Here is a 17542-nt window from a genome sequence, read left to right as displayed (position 1 = left end):
GTTAGAGGGCGCCCTTCGTGGAGGGAAGGATGCCCGCGGCGCGCGGGTCGAACTCGGCGGCGTAGCGCAGGGCCCGGGCCAGGGCCTTGAACTGGCACTCCACGATGTGGTGCGCGTTGCGGCCGTAGGGGACGTGGATGTGCAGGGCGATCTGGGCCTGGGCGACGAAGGACTCGAAGATGTGCCGGGTCATCGTGGTGTCGTACGCGCCGATCATCGGCGCCATGTTCTCGGGCTCGGTGTGCACGAGGTAGGGGCGGCCGGAGAGGTCGACGGTCACCTGGGCGAGGGACTCGTCGAGCGGCACGGTGCAGTTGCCGAAGCGGTAGATGCCGACCTTGTCGCCGAGGGCCTGCCTGAAGGCGGCGCCCAGCGCGAGGGCGCTGTCCTCGATGGTGTGGTGGCTGTCGATGTGCAGGTCGCCCTCGGTCTTGACGGTGAGGTCGAAGAGGCCGTGGCGGCCGAGCTGGTCGAGCATGTGGTCGTAGAAGCCCACGCCCGTCGAGACGTCGACCTTGCCGGTGCCGTCGAGGTTTATCTCGACGACGACGGAGGTCTCCTTCGTGGTCCGTTCGACCCGTCCGATGCGGCTCATGCGTGCTGCTCCTTCTTCAGTGCGCGAACCGCTTCCAGGAACGCGTCGTTCTCGGCCGGGGTGCCGGCGGTGACCCGCAGCCATCCCGGCACGCCGTTGTCCCGGACCAGGACGCCCCGGTCGAGGATCTTCTGCCATGCGGTGTGGGAGTCGTCGAACGTCCCGAACTGGATGAAGTTCGCGTCGGATTCGGTGACGTCGAACCCGGCGGCCCGCAGTTCGGTGACGAGGCGGTCGCGCTCGGCCTTGAGCTGCTCCACGTAGCCCAGGAGGGTGTCGGTGTGCTCCAGGGCGGCCAGCGCGGTGGCCTGGGTGACGGCGGACAGGTGGTACGGCAGGCGCACCAGCTGGACGGCGTCGACCACGGCGGGGTGCGCCGCGAGGTAGCCCAGGCGCAGTCCGGCGGCGCCGAAGGCCTTGGACATGGTCCGGGAGACCACGAGGTTCGGCCGGCCCTCGATGAGGGGCAGCAGGGAGTCGCGGTGGCTGAACTCCACGTAGGCCTCGTCGACGACGACGAGGGACGGCTTGGCCGCCTGGGCGGCCTCGTACAGCGCGAGGACCGTCTCGGCCGCGACCGCGGTGCCCGTGGGGTTGTTGGGCGAGGTGATGAAGACGACGTCCGGCCGGTGCTCGGCGACGGCCCGTTCGGCGGCGGCGGTGTCGATGGTGAAGTCCGCGCGGCGGGGGCCGGAGATCCAGCCGGTGCCGGTGCCGCGGGCGATCAGCGCGTGCATCGAGTAGGAGGGCTCGAAGCCGATCGCGGTGCGGCCGGGTCCGCCGAAGGTCTGCAGCAGCTGCTGGATGACCTCGTTTGAGCCGTTGGCGGCCCAGACGTTCTCCCGGGCGACGGGGTGCCTGCCGGTCCGGGTGAGGTAGGCGGCGAGCTCGGTGCGCAGCTCGACGGCGTCCCGGTCGGGGTAGCGGTTGAGGGTGCGGGCGGCTGCGGCCACGCGTTCGGCGATGCGGGCGACGAGCTCCGGGGGGAGCTCGTAGGGGTTCTCGTTGGTGTTGAGCTGGACGGGCACGTCGAGCTGCGGGGCGCCGTACGGGCTCTTGCCGCGCAGTTCGTCCCGGATGGGGAGGTCGTCGATGCCGAGGTCGCGGGTCACTGGCCGGGCACCTTCCAGCCGAAGCGCGCCTTCAGGGCGGCGCCGTGTGCGGGCAGGTCCTCGGCCTCGGCGAGCGCCACCACGTGGTGGGTGACCTCGGCGAGGGCGTCGCGGGTGTAGTCGACGATGTGCACGCCGCGCAGGAAGGACTGCACGGACAGGCCGGAGGAGTGGCAGGCGCAGCCGGCGGTGGGCAGCACGTGGTTGGAGCCGGCGCAGTAGTCGCCGAGGGAGACCGGGGACCAGGCGCCGACGAAGATCGCGCCGGCGTTGCGCACGCGGGCGGCCCAGGCGGCGGCGTCGGCGGTCTGCACCTCCAGGTGCTCGGCGCCGTAGGCGTCGACGACCTTGAGGCCGTCCTCCAGGCTGTCGACGAGGACGATCGCGGACTGGCGGCCGGCGAGCGCGGGCCTGATCCGGTCCTCGACGTGCTTGGAGGCCGCGACCTGCGGCTCCAGTTCCTTCTCGACGGCGGCGGCGAGCTCGGCGGAATCGGTGACGAGGACGGCCGCGGCGAGCGGGTCGTGCTCGGCCTGGCTGATGAGGTCGGCGGCGACGTGCACGGGGTCGGCCGTGGCGTCGGCGAGGACGGCGATCTCGGTGGGGCCGGCCTCGGTGTCGATGCCGATGCGGCCGGTGAAGTAGCGCTTGGCGGCGGCGACCCAGATGTTGCCGGGGCCGGTCACCATGTTCACGGGCGGGCAGCCGTCGGGGCCGGTGGTCCCGTACGCGAACATCGCGACGGCGACGGCGCCGCCGGCCGCGTACACCTCGTCCACGCCGAGCAGCGCGCAGGCGGCGAGGATCGTCGGGTGCGGCAGTCCGCCGAACTCCTTCTGCGGCGGGGACGCGAGCGCGATCGACTCGACGCCCGCCTCCTGGGCCGGTACGACGTTCATCACGACGGAGGACGGGTAGACCGAGCGGCCGCCCGGGGCGTAGAGGCCCACGCGCTCGACCGGGATCCACTTCTCGGTGACGGTGCCGCCGGGGACCACCTGGGTGGTGTGCTCGGTGCGGCGCTGCGCGCGGTGCACGATCCGGGCGCGCCGGATCGACTCCTCCAGGGCGGCGCGGACGGCGGGGTCGAGCTGTTCCAGGGCGTCCGCGAGGGCCTGTGCGGGTACCCGGACCTGCGCGAGTTCGACGCCGTCGAACGTGCGCGCGTACTCGATCAGCGCCGCCGTACCGCGATGGTGGACGTCCTCGCAGATGGGCCGCACCTTCTCCAGGGCGGCTTCCACGTCGAACTCGGCACGGGGCAGCAGGTCGCGCAGGGCGCCACCCTCGGGGAGGGTGTCACCGCGCAGGTCGATACGAGAGATCACACCGCAATTCTCTCAGACCGCTTCCCGCCACCGTTCGCCCGTATCACTGGCTGATACATGTCCCGTGCGTCACGGGCGTCGCACGGCGTGCCCGCCCGGCGGACGGGGCGCCGGGGTGGCGCGTGCGGGACGGCGCGCGCGGGCCGCGGCGGGCCGGGGCGGGCCGTCGCCGGCCACCGGCTCCGGGACCCCTCCCGGCCCCGCGGCCATTACCCTGTGCCTCGTGACCACCGTTCGCCTGCCCCTCTTCCCCTTGAACTCGGTGCTGTTCCCGGGACTCGTCCTCCCGCTGAACATCTTCGAGGAGCGCTATCGCGCCATGATGCGCGAGCTGCTGAAGACGGGCGACGACGAGCCGCGCCGTTTCGCGGTCGTCGCGATCCGCGACGGCCGGGAGGTGGCGCCCACCGCGCCCGGCCTCCCGGACCTGACGGCGCTGCCCGAGCGCGGCCCGGCCGCCGGCTTCGGCGCGGACCCGATCCAGGCCTTCCACCGGGTGGGCTGCATCGCGGACGCGGCGACGATCCGGGAGCGGGAGGACGGCAGCTTCGAGGTCCTGGCGACCGGCACCTCGCGGGTCCGGCTGGTGTCGGTGGACTCCTCGGGCCCGTACCTGACGGCGGAGCTGGAGGAGCTCCCGGAGGACGCGGGCGACGGCGCGGGCACGCTGGCCGAAGGGGTGCTGCGGGCCTTCCGCGCCTACCAGAAGCGGTTGGCCGGCGCCCGCGAGCGGTCCCTGACCGGCGCGGAGCTGCCCGACGAGCCCTCGGTGGTGTCGTACCTGGTGGCCGCGGCGGCGGTGCTGGACATCCCGGCCAAGCAGCGGCTGCTCCAGGCCCCGGACACCGCGACGCGGCTGGCGGAGGAGCTGAAGCTGCTGCGCGCGGAGACCGCGGTGATCCGCCACCTCCCGTCGCTGCCGGCGGTGGAGCTGACCCGCAGCCCCACCAGCCCGAACTGACGGCGCGGGACGGAGGGAGGGGCGGATGGCGAAGCGGAGGCAGCAGACGGCGGGCACGCCGGCGGTCGTGGCGCTGACGGCCGCGGGGGTGGGGTTCACCACCCGCGCCTACGAGCACGACCCGGCGCACCCCTCGTACGGCGAGGAGGCGGCGCAGGCCCTCGGCGTCCCGCCCGAGCGGGTCTTCAAGACGCTCGTGGCGGACGTCGACGGGGTCCTGACGGTGGCGGTGGTCCCGGTCTCGGGCTCGCTGGACCTGAAGGCGCTGGCGACGGCGGTCGGCGGCAAGCGGGCGGCGCTGGCCGACCCGGCGCTGGCCGAGCGCGCGACGGGCTACGTCCGGGGCGGCATCTCGCCCCTCGGGCAGCGCAAGCGGCTGCGCACGGTCCTCGACGCCTCGGCGTCCGGCCACGCCACGATCTGCGTGTCGGCGGGCCGCCGGGGCCTGGAGGTCGAACTGTCCCCGGCCGACCTGGCCGGCCTGACCGGGGCGGTCCTGGCCCCCATCGGCCGCGCCTGACGCCCGCGGCCCCCGTCCGGCGGGGGCGCGGGGCACGGGCGGGTGCGAGGCCGCGGGTCAGCCGCGCGGGGGCTCCGGCGCGGCCGGGCCGCCGTCCGCGTCCGGGCCGGCCGTGGCGGGGCCGGCCGCCGGAGCGCCGTCCGCCGGGCGGCCCTCCGACGCGGGTCCGGCCTGCTCGGCGTGGACGTGCGGCGGCGGGTAGACGCCCGGCCACTCGTCGTGCGCGACCGGCTCCCGCGGGGACCACAGGGCCGTCAGCCCCAGGTGGACGAGGACGGCAGCCATCGGCCACGCGAGCAGCACCCCGTGCGCCAGCAGCTGTAGCGGCGCGTCGAAGGGGACCCCCTTGCCCGCCCTGAGCGCGGCGGCCCGCAGGTCCGAGGACGGGCCGAGCCACAGCCCGAGCCGCCAGCCGACCAGCGAGGCGAACACCGAGCCGACCGCGAGCCCGATCACCAGCGCCACCCCGCCGGCCCGGCGCCACAGGAACGCGGCGACGGCGCTGAGCACGCCGAAACCGGCCGCCAGCAGGAAGAACGTGCCGTCGGAGCCGATCCGCGCCTCGCTCTCCGAGTCGCGCAGGAAGACGGCCTGGCCGTTGGAGACGTACTGCACCCTGGGGGCCAGCCAGGCCCACAGCAGGCCCAGGAGGACACCGGCGACGCCGACCGCGAGGGCGACGGCGGCCCCGTCCCGGACGTCCGCCGGGGTGACGGCCCCGGGCCCGTCACCCGGCTCGGCGGGCGGGAGCGGCGGCGGGTCGAAAGGAGACGGCGGGGTCACGGCTTCGGTCACCCCCACATCGTGCCAGGTGCACCCGGCACCGGCGTCAGCGGACCGCCGCGCGCCGGTACGCCCAGGTGGCGACGGCCAGCGAGAGGACTCCCACCGCGGCGCAGACGCCGAGGTCGAGGAGGACCGCGGCCCAGTCGGGCTCGGCCTCGAAGGTGCGGGCGAAGGCCTCGACCCCGTACGTGGACGGCAGCAGGTCGCGCGCCCACACGATCGGTCCGGGCATCCGCTCCGGCGGCAGCACGCCGAGCAGCAGCGCGGCGGACATGCCGAGCTGTCCGGCGAGGGTGGCCAGCTCCTGCCGCGGTGCGAGCAGCCCGAGCGCGGCGCCGAGCCCGGCCAGCGCGGCCCCGGCCAGCGGGACCACGGCGGCCAGGATCCACAGCCCGCTGAGCGGCAGCCCGAAGAGCACGCAGCCGAAGACGGCGGTGACCAGGGTGCCGGGCAGGGTGAAGGAGGCGTAGGCGGCGGCCGCGCCCAGCACGACGGAGGCCGGCGGGACCGGCAGGGTGGCGTAGTGGTCGAGGCCGCCGCCGGCCCGCAGCTGGCCGAAGTACTGGGCGAGGAGGTTCAGCGCGACGAAGGCGACGACGAGCACCGACGAGCCGGCGACGACGGCCCGGGCCTCCGAGCCCCCGTCCACGACGCCCCGCATGAGGACCATGATGCCGACGGACTGGAAGGTGGCCACGAACAGCAGCGGGATGCGGGCCACCCGGGCCCGGGAGAGCTGCGCCCGGTAGACGGCGGCCAGCGCGGGGAGGAACCGGGCCCGGGGGGCCAGCTCGGCGGGGGCGCCGGCCGCGGGCGGCGCGGCGGGGGTGGCGGCGACGGCGCGCACGGCGCCCTCGGCAGCGGTAGTCACGACTTGACCAGACCCTTCATCCGCCCGCCCAGCGCCAGGTAGACGTCCTCCAGGCTCGGCGTCGCCAACGTGAAATCGTCGAGGGCGGCGAAGGCCGGCCCTCCGGTGACCGCGGCCACCGCGGCCCGTGCCTCGTCGGGCGCCAGCCGCAGCACCCAGCGGCGCCCGGACTCGGCGGCCCGCGGGGCGAGGGCGGCGACCTCGGGCACGTCCAGCGGGGGCGCGGAGCGCCACACCAGTTCCAGGCGGACCTCTCCGGAGACCCTGGCCTTCAGCCCGGACGGCGTGTCGCAGGCGATGACCCGGCCCTGGTCGATGACGGCGACCCGGTCGAGGACGGTCTCGGCCTCGATGACGTTGTGGGTGACGAGCAGGACGGTGGCGCCGTGCCGGGCGCGCCGCCGGTCCACGGCCGACCAGACCGCCCGCCGGGCGATCGGGTCCATGCCGGTGGTGGGTTCGTCGAGGACCAGTACGGGCCGCTCCCCCACCAGGGCGGCGGCGAAGCAGGCGAGGCGGCGCTGTCCGCCGGAGAGCTTCTTCAGCGGCCGGCCGGCGATCTCGGTCAGCCCGAGTTCGTCCAGTACGGCGTCGCGCGCGGTCCGGGCCGCGCGGAGGTCGAGGCCGCGCAGCCGTCCGGTGGTCTCGGCGGCGAGGGAGACGGTGAGCTCGTCCAGGGCGGTGGACTCCTGGCCGAGGTAGGCGAGGAGCCGGGCGGCCCGTTCGGGGTGGCGGACCAGGTCGTGGCCCAGCAGGGTGACGGAGCCCGCGTCGGGCCGCATCAGCCCGGTGAGCTGGCGCACGAGGGTGGACTTGCCGGCGCCGTTGGGGCCGAGCAGCCCGAAGATCTCGCCGCGCCGCACGTCGAGGGTGATCCCGTCGGTGGCGCGGGTCTCGGGCAGGGCGGGGGCCCCGCGCCGGCCGCGGACCGCGGGATAGGTCTTGACCAGGTCACGCACCGCGCAGACCACGTCGGACGCGCCTTCCGCGGCCGCTGCCGCGCCGCGCTTCCCGCGGGGTTCCGCCTGTGCTGTGCCCGTACTCACGAGGGAGCAGCCTACGGGGTTCCCGGCCCTACCCGGCCGCCGGGGTCGCCGGGGCGCCGCCGTCGGAGGGGCCGGCTCCGGGCGGTGAGGCCGGTACGGCGACGACGTGTTCGGCGGCGGCGCGGACGTCGATCTCGCGCCAGAAGCCGGCCCGGATGGCGTACCGGTCGTGCTCGTCGATCTGGTCGTCCTTGTGCGCGAGCAGTCCGAAGCGGGCGGCGTAGCGCAGCAGCTCGCCGTCGATCCGGTGCGGCACGCGCGGGTACATGGTGGCCAGCTTCTGGAGGTGGACGGTCTCGGGGAGCCGTTCCATCCAGCGGCGGGCGAACACCTGTCCCACCTCGAACGGGTCGCCGCCGACGGTGGTGATGTCCTCCTCGCGGTCCGCCCAGCGCTGCTCGGCGGAGGTGAGCTGGGCGAGGGTGGGCAGGGAGGCGGTCTCGGCGGGTTCGCCGAGGGGTCCGGCGCGGTCGATCCAGCCCTTGTCGGAGGACCAGCGCAGGGCGCTGCCGGCGGGGGGCTGACCGCCCTGGCCGCCGGGCCCGTTCTGCGGGCCGGGGGCGCGCAGGGAGCCGGCGAGGTCCTTCGGGGTGGGGACGGCCTTGCCGGCGGAGGCGGCGGGCGCCGGCAGCGGCGGGCCGTCCTGCGCCTGCGGGCCCGCGGGGGCGGAGCCGTTGCGGGCGGCCTCGGCGAGGGCGGCCTCGGGCAGCGGGGCGGAGAGGATGGCGGCGATGTCGGGGCGGGGGACGGGCGGCGGGGCGCAGAGTCCGGCGAGGTCCTTGGCGCGGACGGCTCGGGTGATCCAGGCGCGGTCGAGGACGCGGCGTTCGTCGGCTTCGGCGACGAGGTCCTCGGACTGGTTGTAGTCGCCGTCGGCGGCCTGCACGGCCCACAGGTGGACGGCGACGCCGTGTTCCTTGGCGGACATCAGGCCGGGCAGCAGGTCGCCGTCGCCGGTCACCAGCACCACGTCGGAGCAGGCGCGGTTGCGGGCGAGTTCGGTGAGCTCGGCGTGCATGGCGGCGTCCACGCCCTTCTGTGCCCAGCGGCCGTCGCTGCGGGTCAGGGCGCCCAGGCGGACGGTGACGCGGGGCATCACGCGCAGCCGCCGGTGTTCGGGCTGGGGCACCCGGTCGGGGGCGCCGTCGAACCAGTAGATGCGCAGCAGGGGCTGCTGGGTGTCCGCCTCGGCCCGCTCGCGCAGGTTCTGGATGAGGGCGGCATGGTCGACGGTGATGCGGGAGCGCGAGGGCTCCCCTGCGAGAAGGCTCGCGGCGGCGCCCAGCAGGTAGCCGGCGTCCACCAGGACGACGCAGCGGTCCACGCGTTCCACCCTCTTCCGTGGGGGTCCTCTGGATATTCCCCGAGTCTGCCCGACCGCAAGGGTGTTGACGGCCGGAACTCGATCATCGGCGTGGCGGATCTCACGGGGCGCCCGCGAGGACGGTCGGCTACGCGTAGTAATGATCCAAAATGCGTCGTTTACGGCGTTGTGTGAGTGTGAAGGCGGTCCTGGCCCCTAGACCCTCACGGAGGCTCCACCATGGCCAAGAACAAGAAGCAGAACCGCGACCAGCAGAAGTCCTCGGCCCCCGAGCGCGGCGCCGAGCAGGCCAAGAGCTCGTCCGCGACGGACCAGGCCGAGCAGCGGATGGCGCAGGCCTCGCCCTCCGACATGGCCCGCAAGGGCCGGGAGAAGCGCTTCGGCCACAACTGACGCTCCGGTGTGATGACGCGAGGGCCCGCCCGGCACAGCCGGGCGGGCCCTCGCGCAGGGGACGGGACCGGCGTTATCCGGCCAGACAGGACGGTCCGAGCAGCACCTTCAGGTCGCCGAAGAGGGCGGGGTCGGGCTTGACCCGGTGCTTGTCGAGCCGCAGGACCGTGGTGGTGCGCGGGCCCTGGAGCTTGATCCGGACCTCGCTGTTGCCCTGGTGGTGGCGGAGGATCTCGCCGAGCCGGGTGACCATGGGCGGGGTGACCTTGACGGTGGGGATGGTCAGGACGACGGGTGCGTTGGTGCCGGCCGAGGAGAGGTCGGGGACCATCATCTCCATGGCGACCAGCCGCGGGACGTCCTCGCGCTTGTCGAGGCGGCCCTTGACGAAGACGACGGTGTCCTCGACCAGCTGGGTGGAGACGAGCTGGTAGGTCGCGGGGAAGAACATGCACTCGATGGAGCCGGCGAGGTCCTCGACGGTGGCGATGGCCCAGGCGTTGCCCTGCTTGGTCATCTTGCGCTGGAGGCCGGAGATGATGCCGCCGATGGTGACGACGGCGCCGTCGGAGTGCTCGCCGCCGGTCAGCTGGGAGATGCCGGCGTCGGTCTTGTCGGACAGGACGTGTTCCAGCCCGAAGAGCGGGTGGTCGGAGACGTAGAGGCCGAGCATCTCGCGCTCCTGGGCGAGCAGGTAGGACTTCTCCCACTCGACGTCGGAGAAGACGACGTCGAGGCCGAAGCCCGGCTCGTCGCTCGCGCTCTCGTCGCCCATGGCGCCGAAGAGGTCGAACTGTCCCTCGGCCTCCTTGCGCTTGACCGCGACCACGTTGTCGATCATCGGTTCGTGGTGGGCGACCAGGCCCTTGCGGGTGTGGCCCATCTCGTCGAAGGCCCCGGCCTTGATCAGCGATTCGACGGTCCGCTTGTTGCAGACGACGGCCTCGACCTTGTCCAGGAAGTCGGGGAAGGAGGCGTACTTGCCCTTCGCCTTCCGGCTCTTGATGATCGATTCCACGACGTTCTGGCCGACGTTGCGGACGGCGGTGAGGCCGAAGAGGATCACGTCGTCGCCCTGGGCGGCGAAGTTCGGCTCCGACTCGTTCACGTTCGGGGGCAGCACCTTGATGCCCATGCGCCGGCACTCGTTCAGGTAGATCGCGGACTTGTCCTTGTCGTCCTTGACCGAGGTGAGCAGGCCGGCCATGTACTCGGCCGGGAAGTTCGCCTTGAGGTAGGCGGTCCAGTAGGACACCAGCCCGTACGCGGCCGAGTGGGCCTTGTTGAAGGCGTAGCCGGCGAAGGGGACCAGGACGTCCCAGAGCGCCTTGATCGCCTGGTCGCTGAACCCCTTCTTCTTGGCGCCGCCCTCGAAGATGACGAAGTTCTTCGCCAGCTCCTCGGGCTTCTTCTTGCCCATCACGCGGCGCAGGATGTCGGCTTCGCCGAGCGAGTACCCGGCGATGATCTGGGCGGCCTTCTGGACCTGCTCCTGGTAGACGATCAGGCCGTAGGTGACCGCGAGCACCTCTTCGAGGGGCCCCTCCAGCTCCGGGTGGATCGGGGTGATCTCCTGCTGCTTGTTCTTGCGCAGCGCGTAGTTCGTGTGCGAGTTCATGCCCATCGGGCCCGGCCGGTACAGGGCCGAGACGGCGGAGATGTCCTCGAAGTTGTCGGGCTTCATCAGGCGCAGCAGGGAGCGCATGGGGCCGCCGTCGAACTGGAAGACGCCGAGGGTGTCGCCGCGCCCGAGCAGTTCGAAGGTCTTGGGGTCGTCGAGCGGGAGGGCCAGGAGGTCGATGTCGATCCCCTTGTTGGCCTTCACCATCTTGACGGCGTCGTCCATGATCGTGAGGTTGCGCAGGCCGAGGAAGTCCATCTTCAGCAGGCCGAGCGACTCGCAGCTCGGGTAGTCCCACTGCGTGATGGTGACGCCGTCGGTGTGCCGGACCCAGACGGGCACGTGGTCGGTGATCGTCTCGCTGGACATGATGACGCCGGCGGCGTGCACGCCCATCTGCCGGACGAGCCCCTCGACGCCGCGGGCGGTGTCGATGACCTTCTTGACGTCCGGCTCGTTCTCGTACATCCCGCGGATCTCGCCGGCCTCGCCGTAGCGGGGGTGGGTGGGGTCGAGGATGCCGGAGAGCGGGATGCCCTTGCCCAGGACGTCGGCGGGCATGGCCTTGGTGAGCCGGTCGCCCATGGCGTAGGGGTAGCCCAGGACGCGCGCGGAGTCCTTGATCGCGTTCTTGGCCTTGATGGTGCCGTAGGTGCCGATCATGGCGACCTTGTCGGCGCCGTACTTCTCGGTCACGTACCGGATCACCTCGACGCGCCTGCGCTCGTCGAAGTCGATGTCGACGTCGGGCATGGAGACGCGCTCGGGGTTGAGGAAGCGCTCGAAGATCAGGCCGTGGGTGAGCGGGTCGAGGTCGGTGATGCCCATGGCGTACGCGACGATCGAGCCGGCCGCGGAGCCTCGGCCCGGGCCCACCGCGATGCCCTGGTTCTTGGCCCACATGATGAAGTCGGCGACGACGAGGAAGTAGCCGGGGAAGCCCATCGAGATGATCGTGTCCATCTCGTACTCGGCCTGCTTCATCCGGTCCTCGGGGATGCCCCCGGGGTAGCGGCGGTCCATGCCGCGCATGGTCTCCTCGCGGAACCAGGTGACCTCGGTGTAGCCGGCCGGGATGTCGAACTTGGGCATCAGGTTCCGGAACTGGAACATGCCCTCGGTGTCGACCTGCTCGGCGACGAGCCGGGTGTTGGCGCAGCCCTCCTGCCAGGCGTCCGAGGAGTCGATGGCGTACATCTCCTCCGCGGACTTCAGGTAGTAGCCGGTGCCGTCGAAGCGGAAGCGGTCCGGGTCGGAGAGGTTCTTGCCCGTCTGGATGCAGAGCAGGGCGTCGTGGGCGGTGGCCTCGCTGGCGTACGTGTAGTGCGAGTCGTTCGTCACCAGCGGCGGGATGCCGAGCTTCCTGCCGATCTCCAGGAGTCCGTCGCGGACCCGGCGCTCGATCTCGATGCCGTGGTCCATCAGCTCCAGGAAGTACCGCTCCTTGCCGAAGATGTCCTGGTACTCGGAGGCGGCCTTGAGGGCCTCGTCGAACTGGCCGAGGCGCAGTCGGGTCTGGAGCTCGCCGGAGGGGCAGCCGGTGGAGGCGATGAGCCCCTCGGACCACTGGCTGATGGTCTCCTTGTCCATGCGGGGCCACTTGGTGAGCCAGCCCTCGGCGTAGGCGTCGGAGGACAGCCGGAAGAGGTTGTTCAGGCCTTTGGCGTTCGCCGCCCAGATCGTCTTGTGCGTGTAGCCGCCGGAGCCGGAGACGTCGTCGCGCTTCTGGTGGGGCTGGCCCCACTGGATGCGTCGCTTGTTGCGCCGGGACTCGGGGGCGACGTACGCCTCGATGCCGATGATCGGCGTGATCCCGGCCTTCTTCGCGGTGTGGAAGAAGTCGTACGCCCCGTGCAGGTTGCCGTGGTCGGACATGGCGATGTGGCTCATGCCCATCTCGTTGCACGCGTTGAACATGTCCTTCAGCCGCGCGGCACCGTCCAGCAGCGAGTACTGGGTGTGGACGTGCAGGTGCGTGAACGGCTGCTTGGTCACGGTGGCAGACCTCCGGCGTGGAGAGAGGGGGGCAGCCTCGAAGTCTACGTCGGCCGGGTGACAGATCACGGGCACCGACGGGTACGGTCATCCGTTGCAGAGCCAAGGACACCTGTCCGAAACGTGATGGACCCAGCACCACCAGGAGGCATCCGCCATGGCGGTTCCCGAGACGACCGACGAGCAGCGCGCCGAGCAGATACTCGATGTGTTCGACACCGCGTTCGGCGAGCTCCTCGCCGCCGATCCCGCCGCCTTCCAGGTCAAATTCCGGAAGATGGCCGCCTCGGCCTTCGCCTTCTACCGGGGCACCGCCTGCCTCTTCTACGCGGACCTGGAGCGGGAGCGCCACGGCGGCCCGTACCTGGACGAGCGGACGGGCCGGGTGTGGATCCACGGCGACCTGCACGCGGAGAACTTCGGCACGTACATGGACTCCAACGGCCGGCTGATCTTCAACGTGAACGACTTCGACGAGGCCTACGTGGGCCCGTTCACCTGGGACCTGAAGCGGTTCGCCGCCTCCGTCGCCCTGATCGGCTACACCAAGGCCCTCAGCGACGAGCAGATCACCGGCCTGGTGCGGACCTACGCGGCCGCCTACCGGGAGCGCATCCACCGGCTGGCCGCCGGGGCCGGGCACGAGGAGGTGCCCTCGTTCAGCCTGGACACCGCCGAGGGCCCGCTGCTGGGCGCGCTGCGCTCGGCCCGCGCGCGCACCCGCTTCTCGCTGCTGGACTCGATGACCGAGATCCGCGAGTTCGAACGCCGGTTCGCTCCGGGCCCGGGCACCATCGAGCTGGACGCGGCCACCCGCTACAAGGTGCTGGCCGCCTTCGACGGCTACCTGGAGACCCTGCCCGACGAATCGCTGGTGCGGCCCGACTCCTACCGGGTCAAGGACGTGGTCGGGCGGCGCGGCGTGGGCATCGGCTCGGCCGGGCTGCCCTCGTACAACATCCTGCTGGAGGGGCACAGCGACGCCTTGGAGAACGACGTCGTGATCTACCTCAAGCAGGCCCAGACCCCGGCCGTCTCCCGGCACGTGACCGACCGGGCCGTGCGGGACTACTTCCGGCACGAGGGCCACCGCACGGTGATCTCGCAGCGGGCCCTCCAGGCCCATGCCGACCCGTGGCTGGGCTGGACGGAGCTGGACGGCTCCGGGCAGCTGGTGGCGGAGGTCTCGCCGTACGCGGTGGACCTGGACTGGTCGGACCTGGACGACCCGGAGGAGATCGCCGCGGTCGTCGCGGACCTGGGCCGGGCCACCGCGACCATGCACGGCGCGGCCGACGAGGCGCAGAGCGGCCACTCCCTGGTGCCGTTCTCCACGGAACGGGCCATCGACGCGGCCATCGCGGCGGACGAGGAGGGCTTCGCGGAGCTGCTGGTGGAGTTCGCCCACGCGTACGGCGCCCGGGCCCGCGCCGACCACCAGATCTTCGTGGACCTCTTCCGCAACGGCCGCCTCACGGCGTGAACGGCCCGTTCCCCGGGGCCGCGGCCGCCCGCGGCCCCGGGGGGCGCCGCCGCGGCCGGTTCCGGTCCGGGCCCGGCACCCCCCGGCCCGCTCTCACAGGGTCGCGTGGCACACTCGCGGCGATGGACATATCAGGGGCAGGACTCAGAGGGCTGCGGGCGGCGCTGTTCAGCGCGCTCGTCGTGCTGCTCTCGGCCGGCTCGCACGTCCTGATGTCCCGGGTGCCGCTGCCTCCCGCGCTCGCGGCCGGGGCCTTCGGCGCCGTCTTCGTGATCGCGTACGCGCTGGCCGGGCGGGAGCGGGCCTTCGGCCCGATCGCCGGGCTGCTCGTACCGCTGGAGCTGGCCGCCGACACCGTCTTCACCGCCGGACAGCACCTCTGCTACGGCCCGGCGGGGGGCCCGGTGGCCGGCCCGCTGCGCGCCATGGGCCTGGACGCCCTCTGCGGCGGCGCCCCGGTCGGGGGGCCGCTGACCGAGGTGGCCGGGCCGGCCGGCGATCCGGCCGCGCTGCTGGCCGCGCCCGGCCCGTGGACGCCCTGGCTGCTGCTCGGGGCGCACGTGGCGGTCGGTCTGGTCGCCGCCGGGTGGCTGCACTGCGGCGAGCGGGCGCTGGCCCAGCTGCTGCGGGCGGTGGCCGCCTGCGCGTTCCGGCCGCTGCTGCTGGCGGTGGCGTCGGCGGCGGTGGCCGCCGGTCCGGCGCGGCGGGTGCTGCGGTCGGTCCTGCGGGGCGCGCGGCCCCGTACGCGCTTCCCCGCGCACTCCGTGGGTCGGCGGGGGCCTCCCGTGGCGGTCGGCGCGTTCGCGCGCGCCTGACGCACGTACGGCACCCCTGACACGTCACACCCCACGGAGATCACGATGAGTTCACGCAACAGCCAGGCCAACAAGGCGGCGGCCCGCGAGCGGCTGCGCGCCGAGCGCGAGGCCCAGGCGAAGAAGGCCAGGGCACGCCGCCAGGTGTTCGTCGGCGCCGGGGTCGTCGGCATCCTCGCCGTGGCCGGCCTCATCGGCTACGGCGTCGTCCAGGCCAACCAGCCCGGGTACTGGGAGAAGGCCGCCAAGGCCGAGCTGGTCAAGCCCAAGAACACCTCGGGCGAGAACGGCACCACGGTCGTCGTCGGCAAGGCCGACGCGAAGAAGACGCTGGAGCTCTACGAGGACTCCCGCTGCCCGGCCTGCGCCTCCTTCGAGCAGTCGGTCGGCGAGCAGGTGAAGAAGGACGTCGCGGACGGCAAGTACAAGCTCCAGTACTTCGGTGCCACCTTCATCGACAACGCCATGAAGGGCGAGGGCTCGAAGAACGCGCTGAGCGCGCTGGGTGCGGCCCTCAACGTCAGCCCGGAGGCCTTCCTGGAGTACAAGGGCGCCCTGTACTCCAAGGAGCTGCACCCCGAGGAGACGGCCGACAGCTTCGCCAAGGACGACTACCTGCTGAAGGTCGCGGACACGGTGCCGGCCCTGAAGGGCAACGCCGAGTTCAAGAAGGCCGTCGAGGACGGCACCTACGACCGGTGGGCGATGGAGATGTCCAAGGCGTTCGGCACGTCGGGCGTGACGGGCACCCCGACGCTGAAGATGGACGGCAAGAAGATCGAGACCCCGGCGACGCCCGAGGCGTTCACCGCGGCGCTCGACAAGGCCATCGCCGGCTGATCCGGGCCGCACGGGGCGGGCGGACTCCGGGAGTTCGCCCGCCCTTCGTCTTCCCGGGGATGTACGCACGGCGATACCACTCAGTAACATCCTCGGTCGTGACCAGTCATCTCCCTTCCTCCGCGCCCCCGTTAGAGGGGCCCCCGGCGCCGCGCCGGCGCACGGTCGTGCTGGCCGCGGCCGCCACGGCCGCGCTCGCGCCCGTCGCCGGTCCCGGCGCCTCCGCCGCCCGCGCCGCGGACCGGGCCGCCGAGCCCGCGTTCCTGCACGGCGTCGCCTCCGGCGACCCGCTGCCCGACGGGGTCCTGCTGTGGACCCGCGTCACCCCGTCCGCCGAGGCGGTGCCCGGCTCGGGACTCGGCCCGGCCGTCGCGGTGGGCTGGCAGGTGGCCTCGGACCGGGCCTTCTCCCGGGTCGTCGCCTCGGGCACGGTCACCGCGGACGCGGCCCGCGACCACACGGTCAAGGTGGACGTGCGCGGGCTGCGGCCGCGCACCCCGTACTGGTACCGGTTCACCGCCGGCGCCGCCACCTCCCCCACCGGGCGCACCCTGACCACCCCGGGCCACGACGAGGCCGCCGCCGGGGTCCGCTTCGGCGTGGTCTCCTGCGCCAACTGGGAGTCGGGCTACTTCTCCGCCTACCGCCACCTGGCCGCCCGCGGCGACCTGGACGCGGTCCTGCACCTGGGCGACTACGTCTACGAGTACGCCTCCGGCGGCTACCCGGAGGCGAAGTACGTGGTCCGCCCGCACGAGCCGCGGCACGAGATCGTCTCGCTGGCCGACTACCGCACCCGGCACGGCCGGTACAAGACGGACCCGGACCTCCAGGCACTGCACCTCGCGCACCCCGTCGTCGCCATCTGGGACGACCACGAGTTCGCCAACGACGCCTGGGCGGGCGGCGCGGAGAACCACACCCCGGGCGCCGAGGGCGCGTGGTCGGCCCGCGCGGCCGCCGCCAAGCAGGCCTACTTCGAGTGGATGCCGGTCCGCGCCTCCGTCGCCGGCACCGTCTACCGGCGGCTGCGCTTCGGCACCCTGGCCGACCTGCACCTGCTCGACCTGCGCTCGTTCCGCTCCGAGCAGGCCGAGGTCGGCAGCGGCCGGGTGGACGACCCGGAGCGCACCATCACCGGGCGGGCCCAGCTGGACTGGCTGAAATCGGGGCTCGCCGCCTCGGACGCGACCTGGAAGCTGGTCGGCACCTCGGTGATGATCTCGCCGGTGGCCTTCGGCTCGCTCCCGGCCCACCTGCTCAGGCCGCTGGCCAAGCTGCTCGGCCTGCCCGAGGGCGGCATCGCGGTCAACGTGGACCAGTGGGACGGCTACACCGACGACCGCAAGGAGCTGCTGGGCCACCTGCGCGACCGGTCCGTCCGCAACACCGTGTTCCTCACCGGCGACATCCACATGGCCTGGGCGAACGAGGTCCCGGTGAACATGGCGACCTATCCGGGGTCGGGGACGGCGGCCACCGAGTTCGTGGTCACCTCGGTGACCTCCGACAACCTCGACGACATCCTGCACGTCCCGGCCGACACCGCCTCCCTGGCCGCCGAGGCCGCCGTCCGCGCCGCCAACTGGCACGTGAAGTGGCTCGACATGGACGCGCACGGCTACGGCGTGCTGGACGTGACGGCCGAGCGCGCGCAGATGGACTACTACGTGGTCTCCGACAAGCGGCGGCAGGACGCCACGGCCGCCTGGGCGCGTTCGTACCGGACCGCGAACGGCACGCAGACGGTGGAACGGGCCCACCAGCCCGCCCGCTGACCCGGCCGGCCGCGCTGACCCAGCGTCGCGGAGGCAAGGACAGACCGTCAATCTTGCGGCCACACGGGGCACTT

Annotated in this window: 15 protein-coding genes; 7 read left to right on the top strand and 8 right to left on the bottom strand. The window is 73.0% G+C overall.

Annotated elements, in window-relative coordinates; genetic code table 11:
* Position 1 precedes the first annotated feature (1 nt).
* From hisB to hisD, 3 genes are read right to left on the bottom strand one after another with little or no spacing between them, the layout of a single operon-like run.
* A complete protein-coding gene (hisB, locus tag CP968_RS24370; RefSeq protein ID WP_150520026.1) occupies positions 2–595 on the bottom strand; it encodes an imidazoleglycerol-phosphate dehydratase HisB in 594 nt (197 codons plus the stop codon).
* On the bottom strand, positions 592–1707 hold the full coding sequence (locus CP968_RS24365; protein ID WP_150520025.1) for a histidinol-phosphate transaminase: 1116 nt from the start codon (positions 1705–1707) through the stop codon (positions 592–594). The genes hisB and CP968_RS24365 overlap by 4 nt, the downstream gene beginning before the upstream one ends.
* Positions 1704–3035, bottom strand: coding sequence for a histidinol dehydrogenase (gene hisD / locus CP968_RS24360; RefSeq protein ID WP_150520024.1), 1332 nt, complete (start codon positions 3033–3035; stop codon positions 1704–1706). Before hisD ends, CP968_RS24365 begins: the two co-directional genes overlap by 4 nt.
* Positions 3036–3258: 223 nt before the next feature.
* Between hisD and CP968_RS24355 the strand changes: the two genes are divergently transcribed.
* Together CP968_RS24355 and ybaK are read left to right on the top strand one after the other, a co-directional pair.
* Positions 3259–3996 carry an LON peptidase substrate-binding domain-containing protein gene (locus CP968_RS24355; protein WP_150520023.1) on the top strand — a complete coding sequence of 246 codons (738 nt, stop codon included), beginning with the start codon at positions 3259–3261 and terminating at the stop codon, positions 3994–3996.
* 25 nt (positions 3997–4021) lie between these two features.
* Positions 4022–4516, top strand: coding sequence for a Cys-tRNA(Pro) deacylase (gene ybaK, locus CP968_RS24350; RefSeq protein WP_150520022.1), 495 nt, complete (start codon positions 4022–4024; stop codon positions 4514–4516).
* A 57-nt stretch (positions 4517–4573) separates the two neighbouring features.
* Here the strand turns inward: ybaK and CP968_RS24345 are convergent, their stop codons facing one another.
* Genes CP968_RS24345 through CP968_RS24330 form a run of 4 tightly spaced genes read right to left on the bottom strand, consistent with a single transcriptional unit; the run spans position 4574 to position 8552 of the window.
* Positions 4574–5311, bottom strand: a complete 738-nt coding sequence (locus tag CP968_RS24345; RefSeq protein WP_306419885.1) for a hypothetical protein — start codon at positions 5309–5311, stop codon at positions 4574–4576.
* A gap of 34 nt (positions 5312–5345) precedes the next feature.
* Positions 5346–6149: an ABC transporter permease gene (locus tag CP968_RS24340; protein WP_229886361.1), complete on the bottom strand. Its 804-nt coding sequence runs from the start codon at positions 6147–6149 to the stop codon at positions 5346–5348.
* A gap of 20 nt (positions 6150–6169) precedes the next feature.
* Positions 6170–7219: an ABC transporter ATP-binding protein gene (locus CP968_RS24335; protein ID WP_373304058.1), complete on the bottom strand. Its 1050-nt coding sequence runs from the start codon at positions 7217–7219 to the stop codon at positions 6170–6172.
* Positions 7220–7247: 28 nt separating this feature from the next.
* Complete coding sequence (locus CP968_RS24330) at positions 7248–8552, bottom strand: NYN domain-containing protein (protein ID WP_229886350.1); 1305 nt, start codon at positions 8550–8552, stop codon at positions 7248–7250.
* Positions 8553–8762: 210 nt separating this feature from the next.
* Between CP968_RS24330 and CP968_RS34185 the strand changes: the two genes are divergently transcribed.
* A complete protein-coding gene (locus tag CP968_RS34185; RefSeq protein WP_167536842.1) occupies positions 8763–8936 on the top strand; it encodes a hypothetical protein in 174 nt (57 codons plus the stop codon).
* Positions 8937–9009: 73 nt separating this feature from the next.
* Here the strand turns inward: CP968_RS34185 and dnaE are convergent, their stop codons facing one another.
* Positions 9010–12552: a DNA polymerase III subunit alpha gene (gene dnaE / locus CP968_RS24325; RefSeq protein WP_150520019.1), complete on the bottom strand. Its 3543-nt coding sequence runs from the start codon at positions 12550–12552 to the stop codon at positions 9010–9012.
* A 157-nt stretch (positions 12553–12709) separates the two neighbouring features.
* On the opposite strand from dnaE, the gene CP968_RS24320 reads away from it, so the two are divergent.
* The 4 genes from CP968_RS24320 to CP968_RS24305 all read left to right on the top strand — a co-directional run bounded on the left by CP968_RS24320 (position 12710) and on the right by CP968_RS24305 (position 17468).
* Positions 12710–14035, top strand: coding sequence for a DUF2252 domain-containing protein (locus tag CP968_RS24320; protein WP_150520018.1), 1326 nt, complete (start codon positions 12710–12712; stop codon positions 14033–14035).
* Between the two features lie 122 nt (positions 14036–14157).
* On the top strand, positions 14158–14850 hold the full coding sequence (locus tag CP968_RS24315) for a hypothetical protein (protein ID WP_150520017.1): 693 nt from the start codon (positions 14158–14160) through the stop codon (positions 14848–14850).
* Between the two features lie 45 nt (positions 14851–14895).
* A complete protein-coding gene (locus CP968_RS24310; RefSeq protein ID WP_150520016.1) occupies positions 14896–15690 on the top strand; it encodes a DsbA family protein in 795 nt (264 codons plus the stop codon).
* 59 nt (positions 15691–15749) lie between these two features.
* Positions 15750–17468 carry an alkaline phosphatase D family protein gene (locus CP968_RS24305; protein WP_150520015.1) on the top strand — a complete coding sequence of 573 codons (1719 nt, stop codon included), beginning with the start codon at positions 15750–15752 and terminating at the stop codon, positions 17466–17468.
* Positions 17469–17542: the final 74 nt, after the last annotated feature.

The organism is Streptomyces subrutilus (assembly GCF_008704535.1).
Taxonomy (GTDB): Bacteria; Actinomycetota; Actinomycetes; order Streptomycetales; family Streptomycetaceae; genus Streptomyces; species Streptomyces subrutilus.
Note: the sequence above shows the minus strand (reverse complement) of the source record. Positions and strands in the feature narration are given on the sequence as shown.

Coding starts and splice junctions, on each gene's coding strand:
- CP968_RS24305 (WP_150520015.1), top strand. CDS start 15,750: ATGTACGCACGGCGATACCACTCAGTAACATCCTCGGTCGTGACCAGT.
- hisB (WP_150520026.1), bottom strand. CDS start 595: ATGAGCCGCATCGGACGGGTCGAACGGACCACGAAGGAGACCTCCGTC.
- CP968_RS24320 (WP_150520018.1), top strand. CDS start 12,710: ATGGCGGTTCCCGAGACGACCGACGAGCAGCGCGCCGAGCAGATACTC.
- CP968_RS34185 (WP_167536842.1), top strand. CDS start 8,763: ATGGCCAAGAACAAGAAGCAGAACCGCGACCAGCAGAAGTCCTCGGCC.
- CP968_RS24310 (WP_150520016.1), top strand. CDS start 14,896: ATGAGTTCACGCAACAGCCAGGCCAACAAGGCGGCGGCCCGCGAGCGG.
- ybaK (WP_150520022.1), top strand. CDS start 4,022: ATGGCGAAGCGGAGGCAGCAGACGGCGGGCACGCCGGCGGTCGTGGCG.
- CP968_RS24315 (WP_150520017.1), top strand. CDS start 14,158: ATGGACATATCAGGGGCAGGACTCAGAGGGCTGCGGGCGGCGCTGTTC.